Here is a 24,111-nt window from a genome sequence, read left to right on the forward strand (position 1 = left end):
TAAAAATAAATAAAATTTAATTAAACTCTTCAATACCAATATTATCTTTTGCCCATAATAATGCCTGAAGTCTATTTTTAGCATTTATCTTTTTAAATACATTATGTAAATGTGTTTTTACTGTATTTTCACTTACAAACAACTCATCTGCAATTTGCATATTAGATGCACCACAGCCAAGTAGCTTAATTATTTGCTGCTCTCTTTTCGTTAATTTAGCATAAGCTTGAGAGGTAATAGATGAATTACCTGCACGATAATGCTGTATATATTCCTGAGCCAATTTTCGATTAAACCACATTTCATCATCAAGCACTTTTTCCATGCCCTTAACTAAAGATTCAAGCTGATCATTGGTATAAAATACACCCACAAGATTCTGCCATTTAAAGAGCATTTTAGGTTCAATATCTAGCGGGCAATTAATAAGCACTTCTTTTGCATCAGGGCAGGATAAGCGTTTAAATGCTGAGTAATCAGCAAAATTATTTTCATCAACGCGAGAATAGTCGATGATAACCAATTGAATTTTATAGGATGATAGACTGTTATCATTCATCCACGTATCGCAAAGCGGAGAGATATCAATACTAATCGGCAACTTTGACTCTAGCGAATCTTTAAGTAAGCGAGACTGCATACAAACATCAGAAAGCAATCGAACGTTAATTTTTTTTTCTTCACTCATTTTAAACTCCTAGATCATACCGCTCACTTGATAAAACTAACGTTAAGCGACTATAAGTCAATATCTCAAAATAACCCGCTCTCATTTTAATAAAAAACCTAATGAATAAATCCATTTAATTCATGAAGTTATTGTGCATTCTTATTTATGAGAACAAATGACTGTTTTATTTATATACCTTACTACTTGAAGTAGTTTGGGTGTAGTAGGCCATTCTATAAAAGGTAATGGAATAAAAAAGATAAAGAATCGAGTGTCATTCCTAACGAATGAAAAGCACCACGCACTTCTGGTGTTAAGAAAAAGCGTGGCACTCACTGCTCATTGACTATTACTTTAAAAATCAACATCGATGAGAAAATCACCCTATTGAGGCTAGGTCCGATATAGAACTTTTACAACATGCCAACCAAACTTGGTTTTCACCAAATGGGGTGTCAGTACCTCTCCAGTGAAACAGATTTTATCAAATTGAGGTACCATCTGCCCCTGACGAAACTCACCCAGATCGCCCCCTTTTTTACCCGAAGGGCAGGTAGAATATTTTCTGGCTAATGTTTGAAATTTCGCTCCTTTTTTTAACTGAGCGATAATATCTTCAGCTTGTTCTTTATGCTTCACTAAAATGTGAAGAGCCGCTGCCGTTCTTGCCATCATTTTTCTCAATAAATTTGCTACTGCAAATAGTGTAACGGATGCTTTTCAAGAGTCCAACCCCAATGTAAGAGTGCAAAAGATCAATAAACATACGGTTATACTGTTTATTTGCATTTAACGCATTGCCGTCAGTAAGAGATCGTTTAGTATTAAGCATAAGAAACAACGTTGAGTAAGGTGTTATGGCTAAAACCCCCAGTAAGGCAAACCAATCCCAAGGCATGTTGATGTTCACATTGAACACTCAGAAACAGCTTTTTGCTATCGGGACTCTGAAAGTACGAGAGATTGTCCCTTACATGCCAATGACACAAATCCCATATTCTCATCATCATGTGATCGGAACGGTGACTATCCGTAACTTGACGGTACCTGTCATTGATATGGCTGCCGCCATTGGCTTTAGAGCAATTCAACCTAGCGAATATAAACAATGCTACTTAATCGTGACGGACTGCCTGCGAACTGTAGTTGCGTTTATGGTACGTAGCATTGAGAAAATCATCGAGTGTGACTGGCGAACAATCGAGTCTTCACCTGCAGTGGCGGGAAAAGACGTTTTTATCACTGGCATAACCCGCTATCAAAAACAGATTGTGCAGTTACTTGACGTCGAATTATTACTTTCAAAAATTTATCCACAGTATGAATCAACTAAGATCCCGATGCTGACTGATATTGAACGTGAGCGATTAAAAGCATTGCGTATTTTACTGGTGGATGATTCATCTATTGCACGTAAACAATTGTCAGATGCCTTAGACAGTATCAACATCCCTTACCAAATCTGTAAAAATGGGCTTGATGCCATTGAGCTGATGCGTCAAGACGCTCAACATCAACGTGCGATCGATTTGCTGGTCAGTGATATTGAAATGCCGGGCCTCGATGGATATGAACTGGCCTTTGAGGTTCAAAATGATCCAATGCTGAGCCATGCTTATTGTATTCTTCACACCTCGCTTTCCAGTGAGATCTGTTTGGATAGAGCTCACCAAGTCGGAGCCCACGAAGCTTTGGAAAAATTTAACGCAACAGAATTAATAGAAGCGATGCTGCGTGGCGCAAAAAAACTGGAACAACGTAAGGATACCGCTTAATCAAGTTTTGCTTGCACAAACAGAGCCTGAAGCGCTTCTCTATCTGATTTTTTCAGTTTACTCACTACAAGCTGATAAGAGCGTTCACATAATTCCTCTAACATCATCTGGTCAACATCTCCGTTTAACTTAACGGAGATCCAGTGTCTTTTATTCATATGATAACCAGGACGAATAGCGGAAAAGGCACTGGTCAGAACTTCACCATCTTCGGGAGTGCACTTCAATGTCACAAACGGCTCTTCTCTCGACTGAGAAGTATAGGCAAACATTTTACCGCGAATTTTGAAAACCAACGCGTCAGGACCAAACGGATAGCTACTTTCTACCTGAGGTAAAATATCCAAAAACGATTCAATATCATACATCTCCATCTATTACTCCTTGATTCAGTAACCAACTTATTTTAATCATTCAGCGATTTAATATATAAAAAACCCCCTACTATGTCTGTCTGTTGTGTTTGATCTACATCAAGAATCGATTGTTCACCGTAAATAAAAATTCAACTTCAAACTTTAGTTGCATTTTTTTAGCGCATAACTTTGGGATATCCGCTAATCTTAGCGGTATGAATATCTGTGACTGTCTATTAATTTTACGATAATGACCAGCGACGACTTTAAGAGATCTACAGCCAATTTAAAAAAAGCAGTACCGTTGATGATGAAAAATCATGTGGCGGCGACACCTGCTAACTATGCACTTTGGTATACCTATGTTGACAATGCCATACCTCAACTCAATCGAGAACTCGATTCTGTATTGGAAAACTTTGGCCTTTGTCCTCCCGCGGCAAGCTCTCAACTCTATAACAGCTATGTCGCATCGCGCTCTGAAACCAGTTTAAGCACGCTACGCAACAACATTGAAGTGTTAGTCAATGAAGTCGCAAGTTCAATGTCAGATACCCTAACCGATACCAGCGAATTTGCCAGAGTGATTGATAAAAGTTTTAGTGAATTAGAACGAGTCGAAAACGATGATTTATCGATCGAAGAGGTGATGAAAGTGGTTCGCCAATTGGTCACTGAATCGCGAGATATTCGCCATTCAACTCAGTTTTTAAATGGTCAACTTAATAGTGCCAGTAAAGAAATTCATCGACTGAAAGAGCAGCTTGCCGAGGTGCAAAAAGAGGCTTTATTCGATGGATTGTCCGGTTTATATAACCGCCGTTCGTTCAATGATGATCTCTTTACCCTAATAAGCGCGCAGCAACCAATAAGCCTGATCTTATTAGATATCGATCACTTCAAATCTTTTAATGACAATTACGGCCACCTATTTGGTGACACCGTCATCAAAGGCATCGCTAAAAAGCTTCAGAGTAGCTGTCGAGATGGTATTACCGCCTACCGATTTGGCGGTGAAGAGTTCGTTTTAATTGTTCCAAATAAAACACTGCGCATTGCCAGACAGTTTGCAGAATCACTGCGCCGTTCGATAGAAAAAATGAGCGTGAAGGATCGCCGTTCAGGAAACCAAGTTGGTAATATTACCGCCTCTTTTGGTGTGACAGAATTACAACTAGGTGATACGTCCGAGTCTTTGATAGAAAGAACCGATAAACTGCTCTATGAAGCAAAACAATTAGGCCGCAACCGTGTTATGCCGCTTTAATCGCTTCAACCTCTTATGGCTTATGGGTAGCTGAAAAGCAATCACAAGTTCCATAAACCTCAATTTATGGATAGAAAAGTAAAAGGGGCGCCACGCCCCATTTAATCCCAATACGCATCTATAACCTAAGCAAGGTTAAAACTGTAGTTTAAGTAATAGTCTTCACCATCTTTTGCGGTGTACTCCTTATCTTCACTACAAGCTTGAGGCTTACCCTTTTCATCACCTTTGACTAGGCTTACCCAGTGGCGCATTGCGGCGCTGGGCATTTCTTCCACCGATTGGGTAAATGTGGTACACGTTTCTAACTGAATATCATTAATCTCTATCAGTTCAACGCGTCCAGTCCCTTTAGTGCAGCCTAACATCACTTCAACATGGCTACCACTTCCATCACGGAACAAGATCGAACATGGTGACTCCTTTTCACCATTGAAGGCAACAAAATGTTTTGGATGCTTCAAACCACTATGACGCCCATCCTTGAAATAAGCCAACACATGGCGGTAATCGATCACATAACTGGTCACATCTTGATGAGAGCCCGTCGCCAAAGGGAACAATCTATCGAGTAGTTGCTTCGCTCTACTCTGCTTTTCATTTTGTTGATTAGCACTGATAGTCTCGACGGCGAAGACGGCTTCAGCGATAAAGGGTTTATCTAGTTTTTGGATTTCTGTTTTATCGAATGTCAGCATATTCATCGTCTTTTCCTTATAGGTAACTCAACATTTTGTGTTCTAGAGCAATTATTCCAAACTTGCGTTTAACCTTTGTGCAAATTTGTGACCTTGCTTACTTGGTAGATTAACCAATTTTTTACTACAATTTCACAACAAAAATTTTACAGTGTGAATTTTACAAAATGGCCTTATCAAAAAGCTTAGTTCGTCAGTCACATTTCTTAGGGACAAAAGTCAGAAACTTAAGAAAGCGTAATCACCTAACGATGGAAGACTTATCGGCACGCTGTATTCGTATCAACCCAGAATACGCCCCCTCCGTTTCATACCTTTCGATGATTGAGCGTGGAAAACGGGTACCTAGTGTTGATATGTTGGAGGTCATTGCCCAAGTTTTCCAAAAAGATCCCGCTTGGTTTTTAGATGATGAACCAGGTCAAACGGATATTACTCCTGACAAGGGTAACAGAGGTGGGATAAGCGGTATGGCTCTTGAACCTAGCTTTTTATTCTCAAATGATATTTTACAAATCGCAATCCCAGAGATGCTTTCCCAAACCGGGATCACTGGCAAACAGTTTGCTCATCTATTGATCCGTGCTCACCAAGAGAGTTTACAAAACCACTTCCCAGATCTTGAGCGAGCAGCAGAAGAAGTGGGTTTAAAACGCTTAAACTTAGCTGTTGAAGATCTTATCGACATCGCCAAAAGCCTTGGTTTGGTTATCCGCTGGGTCACGAGAACCCCGCAAGATGTTGTTGATGAGCTTGGTGTTAGCGCCAAACAACTTATTACCTCTTTTTTTGAACCACCATGCACGATCTACCTTAATGAAATTCTACGTGAGTACCCAACTCGCCTAAAGTACGACCTCGCGGTGTATATTGGCCACAATATTCTGCACAGCAAAGAGGGACTAAAAAGTGTCTTAACGGTTGGCCACACAAACAGTTGGGAAGAAACGCCTGATGCCACCGCCACCTGTGAATTAAATTCCCAAGATATCCTTCAGGCATGGCGAGATTTTGAATCGAGTTTTTTTGCTGGCGCACTGCTGTGCCCCAAAGTGCCTTATCGACAACTTCTTGATCGCAGCGGTTACGAAATCGATGTACATTTGAAAGCGGGGGTTTCTCCTTCCGTTGCGATGAGGCGCATGACGGTCGTGTCACCCTATCCGCATTGGCACTATTTCGATGCTTATGGTGAAGGCAAATTAAAAGCGGTTTATCGTGGTAATGGGATCCCTCTCCCGTGGGGGAATATGCGTAAAGTGAATGACCCTTGCCAGCATTGGGCCGTGTTTAGACGTCTTTCAGAGCCGCAAAGTGGCAGCTCTGCGCAAATTTCGATTTTGAATGTAGGTGATGAACCGAGAATATATTGCTGTGAATCCGTCAATATGATCGATCCAGCAGGCAATAATCGAGTGCTATGCGCTGGAATAGATTTGAATCCAGCCATCAATGCACAAGGTGGGGATGCTCACTCAATTGCTGAGGAGCTCAAAGCGTTATGCGTCAGCAACGGCGGAAGCTCTCTTATTCCAAGACACATCAAAAAAGATCTCACGACTATTGCTAAAATTCTTAATATTAATTGGATTGAACGCGGAATTGAAAATAATGCGCGCTTAATCTGCTCACGCGGTGCTGTCTGTCCAAGAAAACCAAGCTGCTATGAGAAATGTGCTGGCTAGTTGCAGAGCGTAAAAATAAAAAAAGCCAATCACAAAAGGTATGATTGGCTATTAATAAGTGTGAACAAAAATAAGGTTCACTAACAACGTCAGTTGGCTAGGTGACCCTCGGCTTAGAAGGGTCACTTACTATATAGCAGGATGCATGCCAACTTTAAAACTGCCAAAAAACACCTTATCTGTCTACTTTATGAGCGGTTTCATTACAACGTGTCGCATAATAAATTTGCATTTTGCAATTAAATTTCAAAATGCAAATCTGAATAAATAATCTAGTAGTACTGCTGCCTCTTTTCTTGATACATCCGCTCATCAGCCAGTTTCAACATCGCATCCACATTATCAAATTCTGGGCTAAATGCGGCTGCGCCTACACTGACATGTAGGTTAATTAAGTGCTGCTCATAAATGACTGGCGCATTACACAACGCACTTTTTATTTTGAGACTGATCCGCTCAATATCATCGTTGTCCGATACTCGAGACAGCAAAACCAGAAACTCATCACCGCCAATGCGTGCAACTAAATCCGAAGAACGCAATACGCTTTTCACTCGCTCCGCACAAGCAATCAACACCTTGTCACCCGCCGCATGCCCATAGGTGTCATTGATCGATTTGAACTTATCAATATCAATGTTGAGGATCACAAAACCAGCCGATTGGTCCATTTTGATAGCCTGCTCAAAATATCGATCAAGCGTATACATGAAGTACCGACGGTTAGGAAGCTGAGTTAATTCGTCATGAAGTGCTCTTTCATTAGCAATAGAGTACAAGCGATATATCGTAATAAACGCCGCAACCAACAAGATTAAGATCGGATAGCCTAGCAACCGTACAATGTGAACCTGATACCAAGGCACTTGACCTAAAACATCGCTTTTCTGCGCAACAGCAATTTCCCAGCCGCCATAGGGAAAATGAACACTTTGTTTTGCAAAAGCTTTCGTGAACACCTCTTGTTCACCAAAAAATACCTCGCCTTCCGAACCAGTACTGTCTACCCCACGTATCGCCAAATTAAAGCGGTGAGTAAAACGTTCAACGCCAGTGGAAAGTAATAGAGAATCTAAATCGATCACGACACTGCATACCCCCCAATATTGTTGGTTATCAGGAGGGTCAGTAAATATAGGAATCCGAGCAACAAGGCCTCGCCCACCTTGAACCAGGTTCACAGGGCCTGCAATGAAGATCTCTTGGATCTCCCTTGCTTTTAAGATCGTGGCCCATTGTTTGGGAACGGTACGATAATCTAAGCCTATCGTTTTGTGATTTCCGCTCAATGGATAGGTGTAACGAATCACATCATCAGGCGCAAGCCCAATCACGCGCAAATGTCTACCTTCATGTAAAATATTAGCCGCAATTTTTTCCCAATCTTCGAACTGAGAATGGGCGTTAATCGCAATTAAGCTGGTTAGCCCATTTGCTACATAGATGTCAGACAAAATGGCAGCTTCTAACTGAGCTCGAATAATCGAAAGCTCTTCCTTTGCTCTGGTTTGAAGATTATCTCGGATAAAACTTCGTTGATTGAAGTTGATAATTTCGATCAACCCTCCACAAAAAATGATGAAGGCAACGAGAAGCAAATTGACAGACCACTGTTTGCCTGAGATATGTCTCATGCAACTCTCCCTCACTAGCCTGTAGCGATCACTACATGTGTATGGTTTTACTTGCTCTATTTAGAATAGTGCTTCTTACTTAAGATTAACGTAATTAATGAGGGAATACCCAAATTAATTACAAATTTGTTGATATAACCAAATGAACTCGTAGCTTTTTGCTAACATAGTAATATTTTAATTCATCAATTTGCATAGCGTAAAAAGCACAATCAGCTAAACGCATTATCCTAACGACGGCTCAAAGCGGTCATTTTACGCACACCTGACATATCACCAACAATAATAAATCCATGAAATGCTAATATTATTATGAATATTAGCTTAGAGGTGTGTTTTCATCATGTTATTAAAAAAGAGTGGCCTATTTCTGGGATTAGCTATTGCATTGTGGTTGCCTGCCTCTGGCTATGCAGAGCCGGCGCCAACAACGAATAACACTTTTTCTGAATCTGCGGAGCTTATTCGTCAAACCTATGAAGAGCAACTTTTCACATTGCCGGCATTCAAAGAGGGGCACTATGGGTTACGGATGTATCGCCAAACTCTAGACCCTAAATATTCAGCAGCGGTGTGGAGTGATCTTGCTCGCGTAGCAAGCCGACTTAATCAATTTTCCGCAGAAGTTTCAACTGCTGAACAGGTTTTTCTCTACTCTGAGCAACGTTTGGCTGGATACCTCGATGACGAAGATGAACGCAGCCAATTACGCTATATCGCCACTAAACATATGCCAGAATACCTCTACTTAGGCGTCGACCTATTAGGCTCTATGGCCCGTGCCAACGAATATGGTTTGAAACATAAAGAAGATCAGCTTTTGCGCCAAGTGATCCGCCGTTATGATTTTACTAAGTACGCCACTGATGAAGAAATGATTAAAGCGTGGGCCGCACAACTTGCTAACCAAGTCTATTGGTTACGCCAGTTAGGTGAACAAGATGTCGTACAACCATTCATTGATAGCTTTAGGAAAACATACCCAGATTCTGCTGATAAAGCACTCTCCGCGCAACAATATGGCAATAAACTGTATGGCATGACACACATTATTTTTGCCGATTCGGAATACTATCAAAATCCCATTAAAGAGCAGCAGCATCAATGGATCTTCGACTACTTTCGCAATAATATCGATACCATTTTGCTAAGAGCGAAGGAAGATGTGGTTGCTGAAGTTGGGATCACTTTTCTACTCGCAGGTTTAGAAAAAGATCCTGTTGTAGAAAAAACTCGTCTCGCAATTCAACAAGCGATTGATAAAAAGAAAGGGATGATCCCCTCTACCTCAGGTGTGTTTGACCTTGCCGACGGAGAGCACCGCAATGTACTTGCCATTATGTTACTTGACTGGCAGAAAACCAACCAAGCGCCCACAGTGAAAAATAATCCTAAGGTATTTTCTAGCCTGCCTTATGGGCTCATCAGACAGTAGCAATAAGCGGGTTAAGCTGATTTAAGCTGGTTTGACGATACTGAGGATTTAAATAGCTTCGGGATAAGAATTCCGGTAAAAGTTGCCATCACAATCAAGCCCAATCCTACCATTTGTGTTGGCAAGTACTGCACATTAAAAAACAACTGTTGCCATAAAGCGGTAAAAAGCAAATTGGTAAAAATTAACGGAGCGAGCTGCGAGCCAGAGTGTGCCAGACGGTAGGCTTTGGCTCGAAAAATTTGAGTGTTAATGACTAATATAGAGACTCCGCTCAAGGCAATAACCACAGCTAACTGCTGCAAGCTGCCCCAGGTTTGTTGAAGTACATTCGCGTCTACGGTAGGAAGAAATAACAAAGGTAGTAATAAGATTGATGCACACACAAACGTCCAAGCATTGATATCAATAGATCGCATATTACTTTTCGTCGCTCGATACAAGCTTAACTGCGATCCCGCATTCAGCGCTCCCGCAAGTAAACCGACCAATAACTCCATCCGTAAATGGATGCCCGAAACATCGCCAGCCAGCAGTAACACCCCGATAAATGTAATGGCCAAGCTCACAACCGTGCCTGTTTTCATCACTACACCAAATATTAATTTTTCTAACAAAGGAATAAACAGTGGACCAGTGCTAAACAATACAACACTTTCCACCAAAGAAAGATGCTGAAGTGAGTAAATAAAACAGAGCTGACAGCCTGCAATACATACTGAGCGAACCCACAGAGCCCGTTTCATACCTTTGGGAGGAAAACGGAAATGAGTTAAGCTCATTACTCCCAACAATATAAGCGCGGGGAGTAAAAATCGGAGAAAACTGAGACTTTGTAGCGGTATCTCATGTGCAAGAAACTTAGACAGTAGCCCTGTCAATGACAAGCTAAATGTGGAGGACAACATAAATAATGGAGCCAAAATTCGTGGGTTCATACAACTCTCCTCTAGTACAGCCATCATAGAACAATGACGAAAGGAAAAATAACGAGTAATATTAACCAAACCTGTAAGAGAAACTTACCAATGCGAAAACTACCTCCGCTCAAGTCACTCTACTCATTTATTGCCGTAGCAGAAACAGGCAGCATGACAGATGCAGCAAAGCACCTTAATGTTAGTCATTCAGCCATCAGTCAATCAATAAAAGCATTAGAGAACCAGCTAAACCAGCCGCTATTCAATCGCGTTGGGCGTCACGTCGTACTCAATAATGCTGGTCAAAAATACTATCGGAGAATTGCGCCTGCTTTGGAGCAAATCGTTGAAGCAACTGAAGTGCTTATGAGAGATGAGCGCCATAACCGACTGACACTCAACATGGTCAACTCATTAGCGCTGCACTGGTGGATACCACGAGTTAACCGCTTTCAAGAGCATGCGCCACATATAGACGTGAGAATATCGAGTTTAACAGGCACTTTTTCTCTAACATCAGAGAACGTTGATATCGCGATTGTTCATGGTAAACAAGATGAGTGGCAAGACTACTATTGTGAGAAACTTGCCGAAGATGAATTGGTGCTGGTATGCAGCCCTGAACTCATAAAACCTGACCTCATAAAGCAAGGTGATAAGCAGACGCTTTCATCCATACTTAAATGCCACCCAGCGATTATCGCTGTGAACGAGCGCCGCAAAAAAGACTGGCAAATTTGGTGCGATGCTTATCAACTTACCATGCCAGCAAGTCGCAAAAACCTATCATTTGTCTCTTCAGCACAAGCCGTACAAGCAACTATCCGCCAATTAGGTATTTTCGTTACCCATCGCCTCTTTGTAAAAGATGACATCAAGTTAGGCCTACTACAAGAACTCGGTTCCGCAGTGACTAATCCCTATCAAGACTACTACTTCGTTTGTGCCAAAGAGCAACTGAAACAAGAGAGTATCTTAGTGTTAAGAAGTTGGATCAAAAAAGAATTTGCGATGTAACTAAATTTGTAATGTAACTACAGGACGGCTTAGATTTTTTTGCTATATCCACATTTGCTTATATTCATTTTTTTATAAAAAAATAATGGCTTAAATAATGACTTATTTGAACAACGTTAAAATAATCGACAAAACATGCTGATAATACAATAAGTTATAAGACCATTGATCACCGATTATTAATAGCCTAATGACTTAACGAAAACGCCAAATGATTAGCCATTGTATTTTTTAACTGACTCCATGCACTTCGTCCGCAAAACTCTGTTATTTATTCTAGACTTAACTCGGTATCTAATACTTTAGGATAGCATCGAGATCGAGTATGACTGAACTGGTAGGTAGACATTTAGAAGAGATGGCCAATATGCGAGCGTCACGCAAGCGTAGGGTCGTTGCCTTATGCTCATTTGTGTCTGTGCTACTTTTCGCCTTTTATGGCATTCTTCATTTTCTTGAACAGCAATATTACCTGAGCATTTTTAATTTATTATGCTTGATCGCCATTGCCTCTAATTACCTTTATTTCTACCATCACTCTGATAACACCTCCTATGCCGATTTATTCCTCAGTGCCATCTTGTTAACAAAAGGGGTCATATTACTACTATATGGACAGCATATGGTCGGCAATGTGCTGTGGTTGTTTCCAATTATTGCGGCGGTGATCTTCATTAATGACTTTCGAATAGGCTTAGTTTTTAGCTGTAGTTTCTTTATGCTAATTGGCGTCTCAGTACAACTCTCCGGTGCCGATATTCTTCCTCAATATCTCCCCATAGATCGGTTTTTTCTCAGTCTCATCGCACTCTGTTGCATGTGTCATATTTCCTCTTACTACTACAACAAAGCGGTTTGCTATATCCAGCATCTTTATCAAGAGGGAATTGAAGACCTTGCCTACACCGACCAACTGACTGGGCTCGCCAATCGTTGGAGTTTCGAAACTTGGGCACGTGAAAAACTCTCCCAGCAGACTGATAAAAAAACCATCACCGCACTCGTCTTTCTAGACATTGATAATTTCAAGTCCATTAATGACAGCTACGGACATGAGGTCGGGGATCGAGTCTTGCAATATTTCGCCAATCGTTTAAAAAACAACGTCCGAAATAAAGACCGGAAGACCGATAAACACGATTACTCCATCGCGAGATTTGCCGGAGATGAGTTCGTGCTACTACTTTACGATATCAAAACGGTTAAGGATTTGGATGGTGTTCTCAACCGGATTTGTTATCTGTTTGAGGATAAATATCAAGGGTCAGAAATGATCAATAACCTCACCGTCAGCATCGGCGCTGCTTTGTTTCCTTCTGATGCTGATAACTTGGCCGAGCTGACTCGGTGCGCAGACAAAGCGATGTACGCAGCAAAACACAACGGCAAAAATCAATATCAGTATTACCAACATATTTCACTTGACCATACTGAAGCATCTACTGCAACCCATTCAGCAACAGTGACACCAATAAAGAAAGCTAGCGAGTCATATACATAATCCACAAACCTACTGCACATACCACCACCATCCATGCGGCGTAGCGTGCTGTATTAGGTTTATTTGGTTTAGGGTGAATCACTGGCCTCATTGCCGCACGCCTTGCTGCTTCAACAATGGAAACGTCTTTATCACTGAGCTGTTCAAGCGTATCGCGATTTTTCTGCGCTTGATTAGCCACCTTGGTAAATCGGTGCATCTGCTCAAGCGTAAAATCCTCTTTGGGATCATAATGCGGATTCTGATCTTCATGTTTGGGCAACATAGACATTGGGCATCCTCCTCGTGATCCAACCTACTCTAATTATAGCCCCCCTCAAGATATGTTCGAATTTCTCGACGAAGACCTTCAAAACACAGCGCTCTTCTTTATCAGCACCTTGTCTTAGACTGATGTTATACCGACAAGGAGAATCATTATGCTAACGCAACGTGAAATAAAACAGATAATCCCCGCACAACCCACTTCGGATGGAGATGGCGTAAAAATTAGCCGCGTTGCTGGCTTTAATAACGCTAATTTTTCACCATTTTTAATGCTCGATGAATTTAAATCTGATCAAAAAGCCGATTATATTGGCGGATTCCCTCCTCATCCACACCGAGGAATCGAAACTCTCACTTATATGCTAAATGGGCATTTCCAACATCAAGATCATATGGGTAATGTCGGTGAATTACGCTCTGGTGGTGCCCAATGGATGGCCGCAGGAAGAGGTGTTATTCATAGCGAGATGCCAATCATGACTGAAGGTCAGTTGCACGGTTTTCAGATTTGGATCAATCAGCCTGCTAGCCAAAAAATGGCGCCAGCGCAATACCACGACTTTCAACCCGAAACCATTACCGAATACCACTCCCAAGAGGCTGGCCTGCTGAGAGTACTTGCGGGTGATGTCACTTGTGGCAACCAGATAGTAACTGGCCCATTAACAAAAACGGGCGTTAAATTGAGTGTAGCCGACTGGCAAGCAACACCGGGTAGCCAATTAGAGATCGCCACTCCAAATCACTTTAATGTCATGGCATTTACCTACAAAGGCAATGCACAGCTAGGCAGTAAAGTGTTGAAGCAAGGCGAGCTAGCGTTGCTCTCAAAAGGTGAGTTCTTAACATTAAAAGCCAATGATACGAGCGGAGTATTGTTGCTAATGGGGCAACCCATTGATGAACCTGTAGTGCATTATGGGCCGTTTGTAATGAACTCATTTTCTGAGATAGAACAAGCAATTAAAGACTACAACTCAGGTCTGTTTGAACAGTATTAATCATAGGGTAGCCATCCGGCTGATCTTAAGTGTCATTTTGGGGTTCTCAGAAAGTTTGCCTATACTCAAGTAGTAAATTTGACGAGAGGCACGAAATATGTGGGTATTGACTAGAAATATTCTCATTTCATTGGCAGCAGTGCTGATCAGCTCAACGCTTTTTGCTAACACCCTTAAAGCTGATTTTAGGCATCGACCACCAGAAATGGTGATCAGTCCAGATGGTCAAAAAATCAGCGGCCCATTAAAGGAAATCATTGAAGAAGCAGCAAAAAATATGGGCTTCGATATCGAGTGGCGAAACATTCCATTTCCTCGCAGCCTTGCTACTTTAGAAAATGGTACTGTTGACATTGTTCCACGTGTCATACGAACAGCAGACAGAGAAGCATTTGTTCGCTTTATCGGTCCTATAAGTGAGCAAACACGGAATATTGTTTTTGTCACTCGCAGTGATGGGCCAGCAATCAACAATTATCAAGATTTACGAGAGCTGAATGTCGGTGTGAAAAGAGGTACCGCTTATTTCGAAGCGTTTGATCAAGACAAAGAGATAAATAGAACGGTTGTTAATGATGACTTCAACCTAGCAAGAATGCTAGAGGCAAAGAGAATAGATACCGTTATCGTATTGGATTTACCTGCGCTAGAAGTGGAATTAAAAACAATCAATTTTAGTAACTACCAAGTAGCAACCTACTACTATCCAAACACTATCGGCAACTATTACGGTATGCCTAAAAGCCATCCACAAGCGGATGCATTACAAAACGCTCTGTCTGAAATGGTAAAAAGTGGAAGGATCGAAGCCATCTATGCAAAATTTGGCTTAACAGCTCGATAAGAAATAGGGCTTTTAAGCCCTATTTCAACTACAAATATTCGCACAAATAAGCTGTTGCTTCGGCAACTTTCAAATCAAAGGACGAATTCTCAGCGACTTCAAAAGATTCATTCGCTTTAAATGTAGACCAATGTTCATCCCCTAAACGCTTTATCGTTAACGAACCTTTGATGACTGTCATACGCTCAGGAGCGGCCGTGCCAAAGGTGTATTCGCCAGGAGCCATTACGCCCACCGAACTGTCACCACTTTGGTGAGCAAAACCTAAAGATTTAACCGCCCCATCGAAGTATGTGTTTTCTTTGATCATTTCTCTTCCTTGTAAAATAAACCACCAAAATATGGTGAATAACACGTTTGTAAGCCGTTTTATCTGAAATCGTAAAAATACACAAGTGGCAATTGGGATTAAACAAATAGTGAAACGCGACCTATACTGATCGGTAAGTCAACAAAATTCATGATGCAATGTTCATCTTGTCATCCATTAGTACTGGTTTTGGAAAAAAGATCATATTTTCTAGTGTGACATTTGCTAAACCACACGACATATTCCACTCTCTAACCTTGTTTTAATTGGTTAGCCTTACCGATACTAGTCGCTGATTGCTTACGTTATGGAGTGGGAATGGCAGTTAAGGGTTTCACGCATGCAAATAAAGCCTCTTCAGGTCACCCCATGAAAAAAAAGTGGGTATTAAAAAGTCTTTTTTGGATAGTGCTGTTCACTATCGCAGTTGGTTTTGCCACTTTGCTTTTAGTGAGCTATCAAGAGTATACAAGCCCCAAAAATGTCTATGGTTCATGGATTGAAATCGGTACACCCAGCTATAGCACTGAGGTTCTCACTCTCAATTCAAATGGCGTGTTTCGAAATAATCGCTTAGTCAGCACTCAGTTTGAATATGATGGGGATAAAATTGTGATTAACACTGGTAGTGGCGTGACCATTTACCAACTTGCTGGGACAACAAACTCCCCTCAACTGAAGCGCATTGAACCTGTCATGCCTTTACAACGCTTTATCAAACAAGGCTATGAAAGCACGGTAGAAAACGATGAAAACGGCGACCCAAGTAAAAATCGTCGTTCAGCATTATCTGAGCACTTTTCACAACCATAGTGCTTAAAGTGACGCGATCAGAGCTGAGTCTAAATAGAAAAGCCCCCGAATCGGGAGCTCTGTTGATACTTTATATTATAGAGTGACGCCATATTTAGCGTACGCGACGCGCCTCTACGGCACCAGCCAACTGACGCAATACCACTTCAGTGTCATCCCAGCCAATACATGCATCCGTAATCGATTGACCATAAGTGGCCGCACAACCATCCACGAGATCCTGACGTCCTTCAACGAGATGAGACTCAATCATCACACCAAAAATAGCATGTTCACCCGATGCAATCTGCTCGCTCACATCTTGTGATACCACAAGTTGACGCTGGTACTGTTTAGAGCTGTTTGCGTGGCTAAAGTCAATCATCACTTTTTGTGGTAAACCGGAGATTTCTAGTTCCTGCTTGATAGCCGCGACATGTTGAGCGTTGTAGTTTGGCTCTTTACCACCTCGTAGAATGATATGGCAATCAGGGTTGCCTGCCGTTTGAATGATGGCCGAATGACCATACTTAGTGACCGACAAGAAATGGTGCGATGCACTGGCAGAGCGAATCGCATCAGAAGCGATTTTGATATTGCCATCTGTCCCATTTTTGAACCCAACCGGACAAGATAGACCCGATGCGAGTTCACGGTGAACTTGAGATTCTGTTGTACGAGCACCAATAGCACCCCAACTGATAAGGTCAGCCACATACTGCGGTGTGATCATATCCAAAAATTCGCTCGCTGTCGGCATCCCCATATCGGTCAAATCAAGCAGTAACTTACGCGCCATGCGTAAACCATCGTTAATTTTATAGGTATCATTTAAATAAGGGTCATTAATGAGCCCTTTCCATCCGACGGTCGTACGAGGTTTTTCAAAATAGACACGCATGACAATTTCAAGGCGATCACCTAGTTCATCGCGCAACACTTTAAGACGTTTTCCATATTCAACAGCCGCTTGAGGATCATGAATTGAACATGGGCCAATGATCACCAATAAGCGATCATCTTTATCTTGTAGAATATTATGAATGGCTTCTCGAGCCTGAAATGTGGTTGAAGAAGCAACTTCTGTTGCCGGAAACTTTTCTAGAACCGCAACAGGAGGTAATAACTCTTTAACTCGTTTAATTTTTACATCATCAGTCTGAAACATTGCTTACTTCTTCCTTATTCTTTTCTACTGCCTACCGAACAACGGACAGGTTGGATCTATACGCAGCCTTGCTTTCGGCTCTCCCCTGTAACTTATCTACTAAAAACCACAACTTCAATCATTATTTTCAACAAAAGGCAATATTGGCTACTTTTTTACAAGATTATCATTGCGTAAAAAAATAGTTACACCTTTATGCTGGAACCCACAAATTAACGCTAATATGAGCTTCGTAGGTGCATTATCTCGTTGATATTGCTAAGGTAGGTGATAACAAAATAGCAACAAGATATTCAACCATGAATGCGATAGAGTTTGAAAAAGTAAACAAGTGGTACAATAATTTTCACGCTTTGAAAGACATTACTCTTCAGGTTCGTCGAGGGGAAATCTTAGTCGTTTGTGGCCCTTCAGGCTCAGGAAAATCAACATTAATCCGAACGGTCAATGGGTTAGAAGCTATCAGCGCGGGCAAGATCACCCTGAACTCTAACCATTCCGACATCACACAGCCTGCGGGAAAAATCGGTATGGTTTTCCAGCATTTCAACCTTTTCCCTCACTTGACGGTGATTGAAAACCTTATTTTAGCTCCAATTCGTACACTGAAATTGAGTAAGCAAGCCGCAAGACAAAGAGCGAGCCATTTTTTACAGCGAGTGAATATTCTTGACCAAGCTGACAAATATCCGGTGCAATTATCTGGCGGTCAGCAACAGCGTGTTGCCATTGCACGCTCACTCTGTATGCAACCAGAAATTTTATTGTTTGATGAACCCACTTCAGCTCTCGATCCTGAAACCATCCAGGAGGTACTGGATGTCATGGTAGATCTTGCTCAAGATGGCATCACCATGATGTGCGTCACTCATGAAATGGGTTTTGCCCGAAAAGTAGCGGATCGCGTCATTTTTATGGATGAAGGAAGAATTCTCGAGATCGCTACGCCGGAAGAGATATTTAGTCAGCCAAAACACCCAAGAACTCAACAGTTTCTCAACCAAATATTGAGCCATTGATGATAAAAGTACTGATAAAACCGATCTTCTCCGCTCTAATACAGATAGTTCTATTGCTTGCGGGGATGGTATGGATACTTGATTCTGGCGCACATGCTATGGGTTACCAGTGGCAATGGCATCGTGTGCCTGATTTCATCGCTTTTTACGACGAGGGTGAATGGTGGCCCGCGGAACTGCTCGAAGGGTTAGCCGTCACGGTACAAATCTCAACGGTCAGCCTATTTTTTACGCTGGTCATTGGCTTAACAACCGCTTTGTTGAAGCTTTCCAATTCTGTGGTAGGGCGTTGGTTGGCCAATATTTATATTGAGCTTATCCGCAACACGCCGCTACTGGTGCAGATATACCTGCTCTATTTTGTGTTTGGCCCAGTGCTGGGCTTAGATCGCTTCTCTACTGCCATTTTAGCTTTGGCACTGTTTCAAGGCGCTTATACTGCCGAAGTGTTTCGTGGTGGTTTAAACAGCATTCCGAAGGGACAGTTTGAAGCGGCACGAACATTAGGGCTTTCTCGTTTTTATACCTATGTTGATGTGATCTTACCGCAACTTATCCAACGTACATTACCTCCACTGACCAATGAAGTCGTGTCATTAATTAAAAACTCGTCTATCGTCAGTGTGATGGCTATTTTTGACTTAACCACTCAAGGTAGAAATATTGTCTCAGAAACGGCGATGCCATTTGAAATATGGTTTACCGTCGCTGCAATTTATTTACTGTTAACTCTTTCTTTATCAGGGTTTTCAGCATGGTTAGAACACAAACTCGGGGCGCAATGGCGCGCTCAATAATCATCCTTAAAAGGAGAACATCATGCAGCAATCTGCACCAAAAGCGTGGCAACGCGCTGGATTGAAGGCTATCGCCGCTCTATCGCTCGGGTTGACCATGTTACTAGGGATAACCATTTCCATACCCACCTTTGCCAGTGAAACGCCTAGCCTTGATAAAATCACTGAACGAGGCACATTGCGTGTGGGTATGTCTACGTTTGTGCCTTGGGCAATGCGCGACAAGCAAGGCGACCTAATTGGCTTTGAAATTGATGTTGCCAAACGTCTTGCTGAAGATTCAGGTTGGAAAGTGGAATTTGTACCTACCGCGTGGGATGGCATTATTCCAGCACTCTTAGCACAGAAATTTGATGTCATTATCGGCGGCATGTCTATCACTCCTGAGCGCTCGAAAAGCGTCCTGTTCACTGCTCCCTATTCACATTCAGGCGTGCAGCTTGCTGCCAATCAATCCTTAGCTAATGGCTTTTCCACCATTGAAGACTTCAACTCTCGTCGAGTGACTATCGCAGCGCGACGCGGAGCATTTACCGTTCAAGTCGCTCGTGAAACCTTCCCCAAAGCCAAAATTCTGCAATTTGATGACGATGCACAAGCCTTTCAAGAAGTATTAAACGGCCAAGCACACGCCGTGATTGCGTCAAGCCCTAAACCTGAACATGAAACAGTGAAACACAGTGACAAACTGTTCATTCCTTTCAATGAACGGTTGTCCAAAGGAAACGAAGCGTTTGCCGTTCGCTTAGGTGAAGAGGACAAAAAAGCCTTTTTTGATCAATGGATTATTGAACGAACCAATGACGGCTGGTTAAGTGAGCGCTACGAATATTGGTTCTCAACGCTAGATTGGCAAAACCAAATCGTCTCAGGGCAATAGCCTGAGGGGCGGATGTGAATAGAACAAAAACTGTGCTGTATGAAAAACGGAGCCTTAAACCATGGCTACGATTATCGCTCAATAAGCTCGATTATGCGTTACTCGTAGCACTGTTAGGCTTTGTTATTTGGTTAACGCACCGAGCCGAGCTTGGGGTGAATTATAATTGGCGTTGGCAAGAAGCTTTTGCTCTGATTTTCACCCCAACGAGCCATGGTGCTATCCCTTATTTCTTTCAGGGGTTAGTTGCTACTTTGCGCTTAAGTGTCTGGGCGATGGTGCTGGCCCTTGTGTTAGGCACACTGCTTGGCGTAGCACGCCACTCTCAGTTTTCGTGGTTCAGAATTCCGGCTAACGCTTTTGTGCAATTAGTTAGGAACATTCCGCCGCTGGTTTTCGTGTTCATTTTTTATTTTTTTGTCTCCAATCAACTGATCCCGTTGTTGGGCCTAGAAAACATACTACGGGAACACCATGAGCCAACCAATGTCATTCAGCATTGGCTGTTTGGTCCTTCTCATCTATGGGAAAATTTGTTCTCTGGAATTGTGTGTATTGGGATGCTTTCATCGGCCTACATCGCTGAAGTTGTTCGTTCAGGTTTGGCCGGAATCGCTCAAGGTCAATGGGAAGCAGCGCACTCTTTAGGGCTGTCTCGATGGGTAAAATACCGATACGTCATTGCCCCTCAAGTATTGGCGGCGATCACGCCGGCTTTAGCTGGGCAAGCGATTTCTTTGGTCAAAGATTCTTCGATTGTATCGCTAATTTCAATTCAAGAAATGACGTTTGTTGGCACAGAAATCGCTAACTCTTCTGGGCTTATTTTTGAAATATGGTTGTTAGTGGGCGGTGCATACTTAGGTTTATGTTTAAGCCTCTCTTTACTGTTTAGACAGCTCGAGCTACGCAGTTTACGCCATCTCTCGCTTCATCACTCTAACTAGATAACACGGAATTTGTCAGCGTCAGTTACGCAACCAATCAAAGAGAAGCAACACGTGATGAGAAACAAAATAAGAACGATGTTTAGCGATTGCGCCCCCATTATTGAGAATGAATATCAGTTAGAATCAATTCAACATGAATGTAAGAAGGTGAAACCATGATGCAACATGTTTCCGAATGGTTAGAAAAAGATCCCGATCCTAAAACTCGCCAAGAACTACAAGCACTAGTCGATCAGCATCAGTTAGATGAGATAAAAGCTCGCTTTCAATCACGCCTTGAGTTCGGCACCGCAGGTTTACGCGGCATGGTGGGATGCGGCCCTAATCGTATGAACCGCCTGGTAATTCAAGAAACGGCGACGGGTTTAGGGCACTACCTCATTCAACAAGTCAGCAATGCCAAAACACGTGGGGTGGTGATTGGCTATGATGGCCGGCCAGATTCTCAGCAATTTGCACATGATACCGCCTCAGTACTCGCCGCGCTGGGGATCAAAGTGTATCTCACGCATAAAGTGGCACCGACCCCAGTAGTCGCTTTTGGGGTAAAACACTTTAATGCCGCCGCCGCAGTCGTAGTCACCGCCAGTCACAACCCACCCGAATACAATGGCTTTAAGGTGTACTGGGAAAATGGTGCACAGATTATCCCGCCTCACGATTCAGGTATTGCAGCAGAAATCGACTTAGCGGCAACGCGAGCTATTTCTCTGATGCCGTTAGACAACGCGCACCAACAAGGCCTTTTGCAATGGCTAACAGAAGAGTATTACCAAACTTACCGTCGTACCCTCAATCAAAGCCCATTGTTAAACCACCACACTGATCCGCAATGCCTTACCATTGCGTATACCGCGATGCATGGTGTCGGCGCTGAGATGGCTGAAACTTTGCTGCATGACGCTGGGTTTACCCATGTCATCAGTGTAAAGGAACAACGAGAGCCGGATGGCCTTTTCCCAACCGTCAACTTCCCGAACCCTGAAGAGCCGGGGGCGATGGATATGGTTATCGCGTTAGCCCATGCTGAAAATGCACAACTGGCCTGCGCCAACGACCCAGATGCCGACCGATTTGCCGTTGCCGTACAACGAGCGGATGGTCAATACCAAATGCTGACTGGCGATCAAGTTGGCACACTATTTGGGGACTATTTGCTCTCCAAAACCGATGCCTCAAAGCAGTTGGTTGGCAACACCATCGTCTCATCCAGTTTACTCGGAAATATTGCGCAGGCGAAAGGTGCAAAATACTACCAAACCTTGACTGGCTTTAAATGGTTGACCAACGTGGCGATGCAACAACAAAGCGATGAACAGCAGTTCTTATTCGCCTATGAAGAAGCATTGGGTTACACCATAGGGCAAACCGTTTGGGATAAAGATGGCCTTTCGGCCATGGTGGCATTTGCACAACTAGCGGCCGAATTATACAGCCAAGGTAAGACTATTTGGGATCAACTCGAAACCATTTACCGCCAGCACGGTTTTTACATTAATGCACAACGTAGCATTAAGTTAGACCCTAACTCACCGCCGATCGGTGACAAGCTTCGCGCCACACCGCCAACGGAAATCGCCGGTAGAAAAGTGCTCATGACCGACGATCTCAAATCACTCACACGTTATATTGCCGATGGAACAACGCAAGCGATTCAACTTCCTGCTAGCGATGTATTGACCTATCACTTGGAAGGCGGAGCGAGAGTGATTGTGCGCCCGTCGGGCACTGAGCCTAAATTGAAATGCTATTACGAGGTCGTCGGAGCCTTCGAAGCAGAAGAAGATTTCGCCAGCGCCGAGAAAAAAGCCGACGAGCAAATGGCGATGCTCATAGCAGAACACCAACACAGCTTGTAACGCCCATTGCCGGACAAGCACAACGAAATAACAGGCCGTCTTCAATTCATTGTTGGCGGCATTTTTATTTCATCTGTTTAGGTGAACAATGCCTGCGACTACAACGATCTTTTCCCTCCAGTGGATGACAGTTGTATGCGCAATTTTGTACAATCGCTTGACCCAACCTTGTGGCTTGATAGATTCATCACTTCCAGCAAAGGAATTACTATGGATAGCACACTATTGAACCACGTACATTTGGAACCTCGAGGTCGCCTCTTTGGGCAAGGCGCACTGGCCATGCTACCGCTAAGTATTGCCGTTTTACCATGGGGCTTATTGGCAGGATCATTTGCGATTGAAAGTGGCCTGACCATATTAGAGAGCCAAGCACTCTCTGCGGTTTTATTTGCAGGCTCAGCGCAACTCGTCGCCACGGGGATGTTTAAAACAGGTGCAGGGCTGTTGACTCTGCTGATCACCACATTTTTCATCACTTCTCGCCATTTTCTCTACAGCGTTTCCATGCGCAGCAAAATCAGCCCACTCCCGACACGTTGGCGTTTAATTCTGGGTTTTCTGCTCACTGATGAGCTGTTTGCGGTCTGCGGACAACAAAATGAAAAACAGTTTAACCGTTGGTACGCGCTTGGTGCGGGTTTAAGCTTCTATTTAGTTTGGAATTTGGCCACACTGGTCGGCATTATTGCCGGCAGCTACATCCCCGCTTTAAACGAGTTGGGGTTGGAATTTGCAGTCGCGGCTACTTTTATCGCCATTGTCATTCCGAACATTAAAAACATACCGATACTCGTTGCTGTCATCAGTGCCCTAGTGTTATCGGTAAGCCTGACTCTTTGGCAAGTTGAAGGTAGCTTAATGCTAGCAAGCATTGGCGCAATGTGTGCAGGTTATGTTTCTGAAGTTTTACTCTGTTCGAGCAGGAGGAACCAACGATGATTCTGCTTTCTATCCTCGCCATGACCGCTTTGGTCTTTATGAGCCGTTATCTGTTCTTAGAGCCTAAATTACCGCTGCGTCTCAACCCAGTTATCCAGCGCTTACTCACTTATTCTAGCCCTGCTGTATTAACTGCTATTTGGGCTCCGATTGTGTTCCTGCCAGAGCAAACACTTTGGCTTGATCGCCATAATCCCTACTTGTGGGCCGCAGCATTAGCGGGACTGATTGCATGGAAAACCAAGAATGTCCTGCTGACCACGATCATCAGCATGGCGACTTTCTTTTTGCTAAATTTAACGCTCTTAGCCCATTAAAGACAGA

Annotated in this window: 25 protein-coding genes; 16 read left to right on the forward strand and 9 right to left on the reverse strand. The window is 42.9% G+C overall.

What is annotated here, in order from left to right:
- Nucleotides 1-16 precede the first annotated feature (16 nt).
- Entirely contained in the window at nucleotides 17-688 is a 672-nt protein-coding gene (locus tag AACV12_RS10910; RefSeq protein ID WP_013868071.1) for a LuxR C-terminal-related transcriptional regulator, read from the reverse strand.
- 375 nt (nucleotides 689-1,063) lie between these two features.
- Complete coding sequence (gene ppiC, locus AACV12_RS10915) at nucleotides 1,064-1,342, reverse strand: peptidylprolyl isomerase PpiC (protein ID WP_026027858.1); 279 nt, start codon at nucleotides 1,340-1,342, stop codon at nucleotides 1,064-1,066.
- A 185-nt stretch (nucleotides 1,343-1,527) separates the two neighbouring features.
- Here ppiC and AACV12_RS10920 point away from each other — a divergent pair, with 185 nt between their 5' ends.
- Nucleotides 1,528-2,445 (forward strand): chemotaxis protein, encoded by a 918-nt coding sequence (locus AACV12_RS10920; protein ID WP_019281245.1) that lies wholly within the window; start codon nucleotides 1,528-1,530, stop codon nucleotides 2,443-2,445.
- Here the strand turns inward: AACV12_RS10920 and AACV12_RS10925 are convergent.
- Entirely contained in the window at nucleotides 2,442-2,819 is a 378-nt protein-coding gene (locus tag AACV12_RS10925) for an MmcQ/YjbR family DNA-binding protein (RefSeq protein ID WP_017045994.1), read from the reverse strand. The genes AACV12_RS10920 and AACV12_RS10925 overlap by 4 nt on opposite strands.
- Before the next feature lie 232 nt (nucleotides 2,820-3,051).
- Between AACV12_RS10925 and AACV12_RS10930 the strand changes: the two genes are divergently transcribed.
- Nucleotides 3,052-4,068, forward strand: a complete 1,017-nt coding sequence (locus AACV12_RS10930; protein ID WP_017045993.1) for a GGDEF domain-containing protein — start codon at nucleotides 3,052-3,054, stop codon at nucleotides 4,066-4,068.
- Between the two features lie 125 nt (nucleotides 4,069-4,193).
- On the opposite strand, the gene AACV12_RS10935 is transcribed toward AACV12_RS10930, so the two are convergent.
- The gene (locus AACV12_RS10935) at nucleotides 4,194-4,772 is read right to left on the reverse strand and encodes a malate synthase (RefSeq protein ID WP_013868075.1); all 579 of its coding nucleotides are present in this window, start codon (nucleotides 4,770-4,772) and stop codon (nucleotides 4,194-4,196) included.
- A gap of 161 nt (nucleotides 4,773-4,933) precedes the next feature.
- Here AACV12_RS10935 and AACV12_RS10940 point away from each other — a divergent pair, with 161 nt between their 5' ends.
- Entirely contained in the window at nucleotides 4,934-6,451 is a 1,518-nt protein-coding gene (locus AACV12_RS10940) for a DUF3612 domain-containing protein (RefSeq protein ID WP_017047432.1), read from the forward strand.
- Between the two features lie 272 nt (nucleotides 6,452-6,723).
- Here AACV12_RS10940 and AACV12_RS10945 read toward each other — a convergent pair whose 3' ends face one another.
- Nucleotides 6,724-8,100, reverse strand: coding sequence for a diguanylate cyclase (locus AACV12_RS10945; protein ID WP_017045991.1), 1,377 nt, complete (start codon nucleotides 8,098-8,100; stop codon nucleotides 6,724-6,726).
- A 328-nt stretch (nucleotides 8,101-8,428) separates the two neighbouring features.
- Here AACV12_RS10945 and AACV12_RS10950 point away from each other — a divergent pair, with 328 nt between their 5' ends.
- Nucleotides 8,429-9,520, forward strand: coding sequence for a DUF3541 domain-containing protein (locus AACV12_RS10950; RefSeq protein ID WP_105977540.1), 1,092 nt, complete (start codon nucleotides 8,429-8,431; stop codon nucleotides 9,518-9,520).
- An 11-nt stretch (nucleotides 9,521-9,531) separates the two neighbouring features.
- Here the strand turns inward: AACV12_RS10950 and AACV12_RS10955 are convergent, their stop codons facing one another.
- Nucleotides 9,532-10,458 (reverse strand): DMT family transporter, encoded by a 927-nt coding sequence (locus AACV12_RS10955; RefSeq protein WP_094147251.1) that lies wholly within the window; start codon nucleotides 10,456-10,458, stop codon nucleotides 9,532-9,534.
- Nucleotides 10,459-10,548: 90 nt separating this feature from the next.
- Here AACV12_RS10955 and AACV12_RS10960 point away from each other — a divergent pair, with 90 nt between their 5' ends.
- The gene (locus AACV12_RS10960; protein ID WP_017045988.1) at nucleotides 10,549-11,457 is read left to right on the forward strand and encodes a LysR substrate-binding domain-containing protein; all 909 of its coding nucleotides are present in this window, start codon (nucleotides 10,549-10,551) and stop codon (nucleotides 11,455-11,457) included.
- A gap of 325 nt (nucleotides 11,458-11,782) precedes the next feature.
- On the forward strand, nucleotides 11,783-12,958 hold the full coding sequence (locus AACV12_RS10965; protein ID WP_017047428.1) for a GGDEF domain-containing protein: 1,176 nt from the start codon (nucleotides 11,783-11,785) through the stop codon (nucleotides 12,956-12,958).
- Here the strand turns inward: AACV12_RS10965 and AACV12_RS10970 are convergent.
- Nucleotides 12,939-13,229 carry a hypothetical protein gene (locus AACV12_RS10970; protein WP_013868082.1) on the reverse strand — a complete coding sequence of 97 codons (291 nt, stop codon included), beginning with the start codon at nucleotides 13,227-13,229 and terminating at the stop codon, nucleotides 12,939-12,941. The two genes, AACV12_RS10965 and AACV12_RS10970, sit on opposite strands and share 20 nt — an antisense overlap.
- A 148-nt stretch (nucleotides 13,230-13,377) precedes the next feature.
- Here AACV12_RS10970 and AACV12_RS10975 point away from each other — a divergent pair, with 148 nt between their 5' ends.
- On the forward strand, nucleotides 13,378-14,226 hold the full coding sequence (locus tag AACV12_RS10975; protein ID WP_170900332.1) for a pirin family protein: 849 nt from the start codon (nucleotides 13,378-13,380) through the stop codon (nucleotides 14,224-14,226).
- A gap of 97 nt (nucleotides 14,227-14,323) precedes the next feature.
- Nucleotides 14,324-15,070: a substrate-binding periplasmic protein gene (locus tag AACV12_RS10980; RefSeq protein ID WP_094128085.1), complete on the forward strand. Its 747-nt coding sequence runs from the start codon at nucleotides 14,324-14,326 to the stop codon at nucleotides 15,068-15,070.
- A 28-nt stretch (nucleotides 15,071-15,098) separates the two neighbouring features.
- Here AACV12_RS10980 and ppnP read toward each other — a convergent pair whose 3' ends face one another.
- Nucleotides 15,099-15,380, reverse strand: coding sequence for a pyrimidine/purine nucleoside phosphorylase (gene ppnP, locus AACV12_RS10985; protein ID WP_026027338.1), 282 nt, complete (start codon nucleotides 15,378-15,380; stop codon nucleotides 15,099-15,101).
- A gap of 369 nt (nucleotides 15,381-15,749) precedes the next feature.
- On the opposite strand from ppnP, the gene AACV12_RS10990 reads away from it, so the two are divergent.
- Nucleotides 15,750-16,193 (forward strand): DUF2850 domain-containing protein, encoded by a 444-nt coding sequence (locus AACV12_RS10990; RefSeq protein WP_026029059.1) that lies wholly within the window; start codon nucleotides 15,750-15,752, stop codon nucleotides 16,191-16,193.
- 94 nt (nucleotides 16,194-16,287) lie between these two features.
- On the opposite strand, the gene aroG is transcribed toward AACV12_RS10990, so the two are convergent.
- Nucleotides 16,288-17,340 carry a 3-deoxy-7-phosphoheptulonate synthase AroG gene (gene aroG / locus AACV12_RS10995; protein WP_170900333.1) on the reverse strand — a complete coding sequence of 351 codons (1,053 nt, stop codon included), beginning with the start codon at nucleotides 17,338-17,340 and terminating at the stop codon, nucleotides 16,288-16,290.
- 299 nt (nucleotides 17,341-17,639) lie between these two features.
- Between aroG and AACV12_RS11000 the strand changes: the two genes are divergently transcribed.
- The 7 genes from AACV12_RS11000 (at nucleotide 17,640) to AACV12_RS11030 (ending at nucleotide 24,104) form a co-directional block, all read left to right on the forward strand.
- Nucleotides 17,640-18,359 (forward strand): amino acid ABC transporter ATP-binding protein, encoded by a 720-nt coding sequence (locus AACV12_RS11000; protein WP_170900347.1) that lies wholly within the window; start codon nucleotides 17,640-17,642, stop codon nucleotides 18,357-18,359.
- A complete protein-coding gene (locus AACV12_RS11005) occupies nucleotides 18,359-19,156 on the forward strand; it encodes an amino acid ABC transporter permease (RefSeq protein ID WP_094128079.1) in 798 nt (265 codons plus the stop codon). Before AACV12_RS11000 ends, AACV12_RS11005 begins: the two co-directional genes overlap by 1 nt.
- Nucleotides 19,157-19,253: 97 nt before the next feature.
- On the forward strand, nucleotides 19,254-20,036 hold the full coding sequence (locus AACV12_RS11010) for a transporter substrate-binding domain-containing protein (protein ID WP_170900348.1): 783 nt from the start codon (nucleotides 19,254-19,256) through the stop codon (nucleotides 20,034-20,036).
- Nucleotides 20,037-20,068: 32 nt separating this feature from the next.
- Nucleotides 20,069-20,983 (forward strand): amino acid ABC transporter permease, encoded by a 915-nt coding sequence (locus tag AACV12_RS11015; protein ID WP_445286167.1) that lies wholly within the window; start codon nucleotides 20,069-20,071, stop codon nucleotides 20,981-20,983.
- A 158-nt stretch (nucleotides 20,984-21,141) separates the two neighbouring features.
- Nucleotides 21,142-22,845, forward strand: a complete 1,704-nt coding sequence (locus tag AACV12_RS11020; protein WP_170900335.1) for a phospho-sugar mutase — start codon at nucleotides 21,142-21,144, stop codon at nucleotides 22,843-22,845.
- A gap of 210 nt (nucleotides 22,846-23,055) precedes the next feature.
- Complete coding sequence (locus tag AACV12_RS11025; RefSeq protein WP_088733521.1) at nucleotides 23,056-23,787, forward strand: AzlC family ABC transporter permease; 732 nt, start codon at nucleotides 23,056-23,058, stop codon at nucleotides 23,785-23,787.
- A complete protein-coding gene (locus AACV12_RS11030; RefSeq protein ID WP_013868095.1) occupies nucleotides 23,784-24,104 on the forward strand; it encodes an AzlD domain-containing protein in 321 nt (106 codons plus the stop codon). The genes AACV12_RS11025 and AACV12_RS11030 overlap by 4 nt, the downstream gene beginning before the upstream one ends.
- Nucleotides 24,105-24,111 lie beyond the last annotated feature (7 nt).

The organism is Vibrio sp. 2-2(8), assembly GCF_963888495.1.
GTDB classification, from domain to species: Bacteria; Pseudomonadota; Gammaproteobacteria; order Enterobacterales; family Vibrionaceae; genus Vibrio; species Vibrio anguillarum.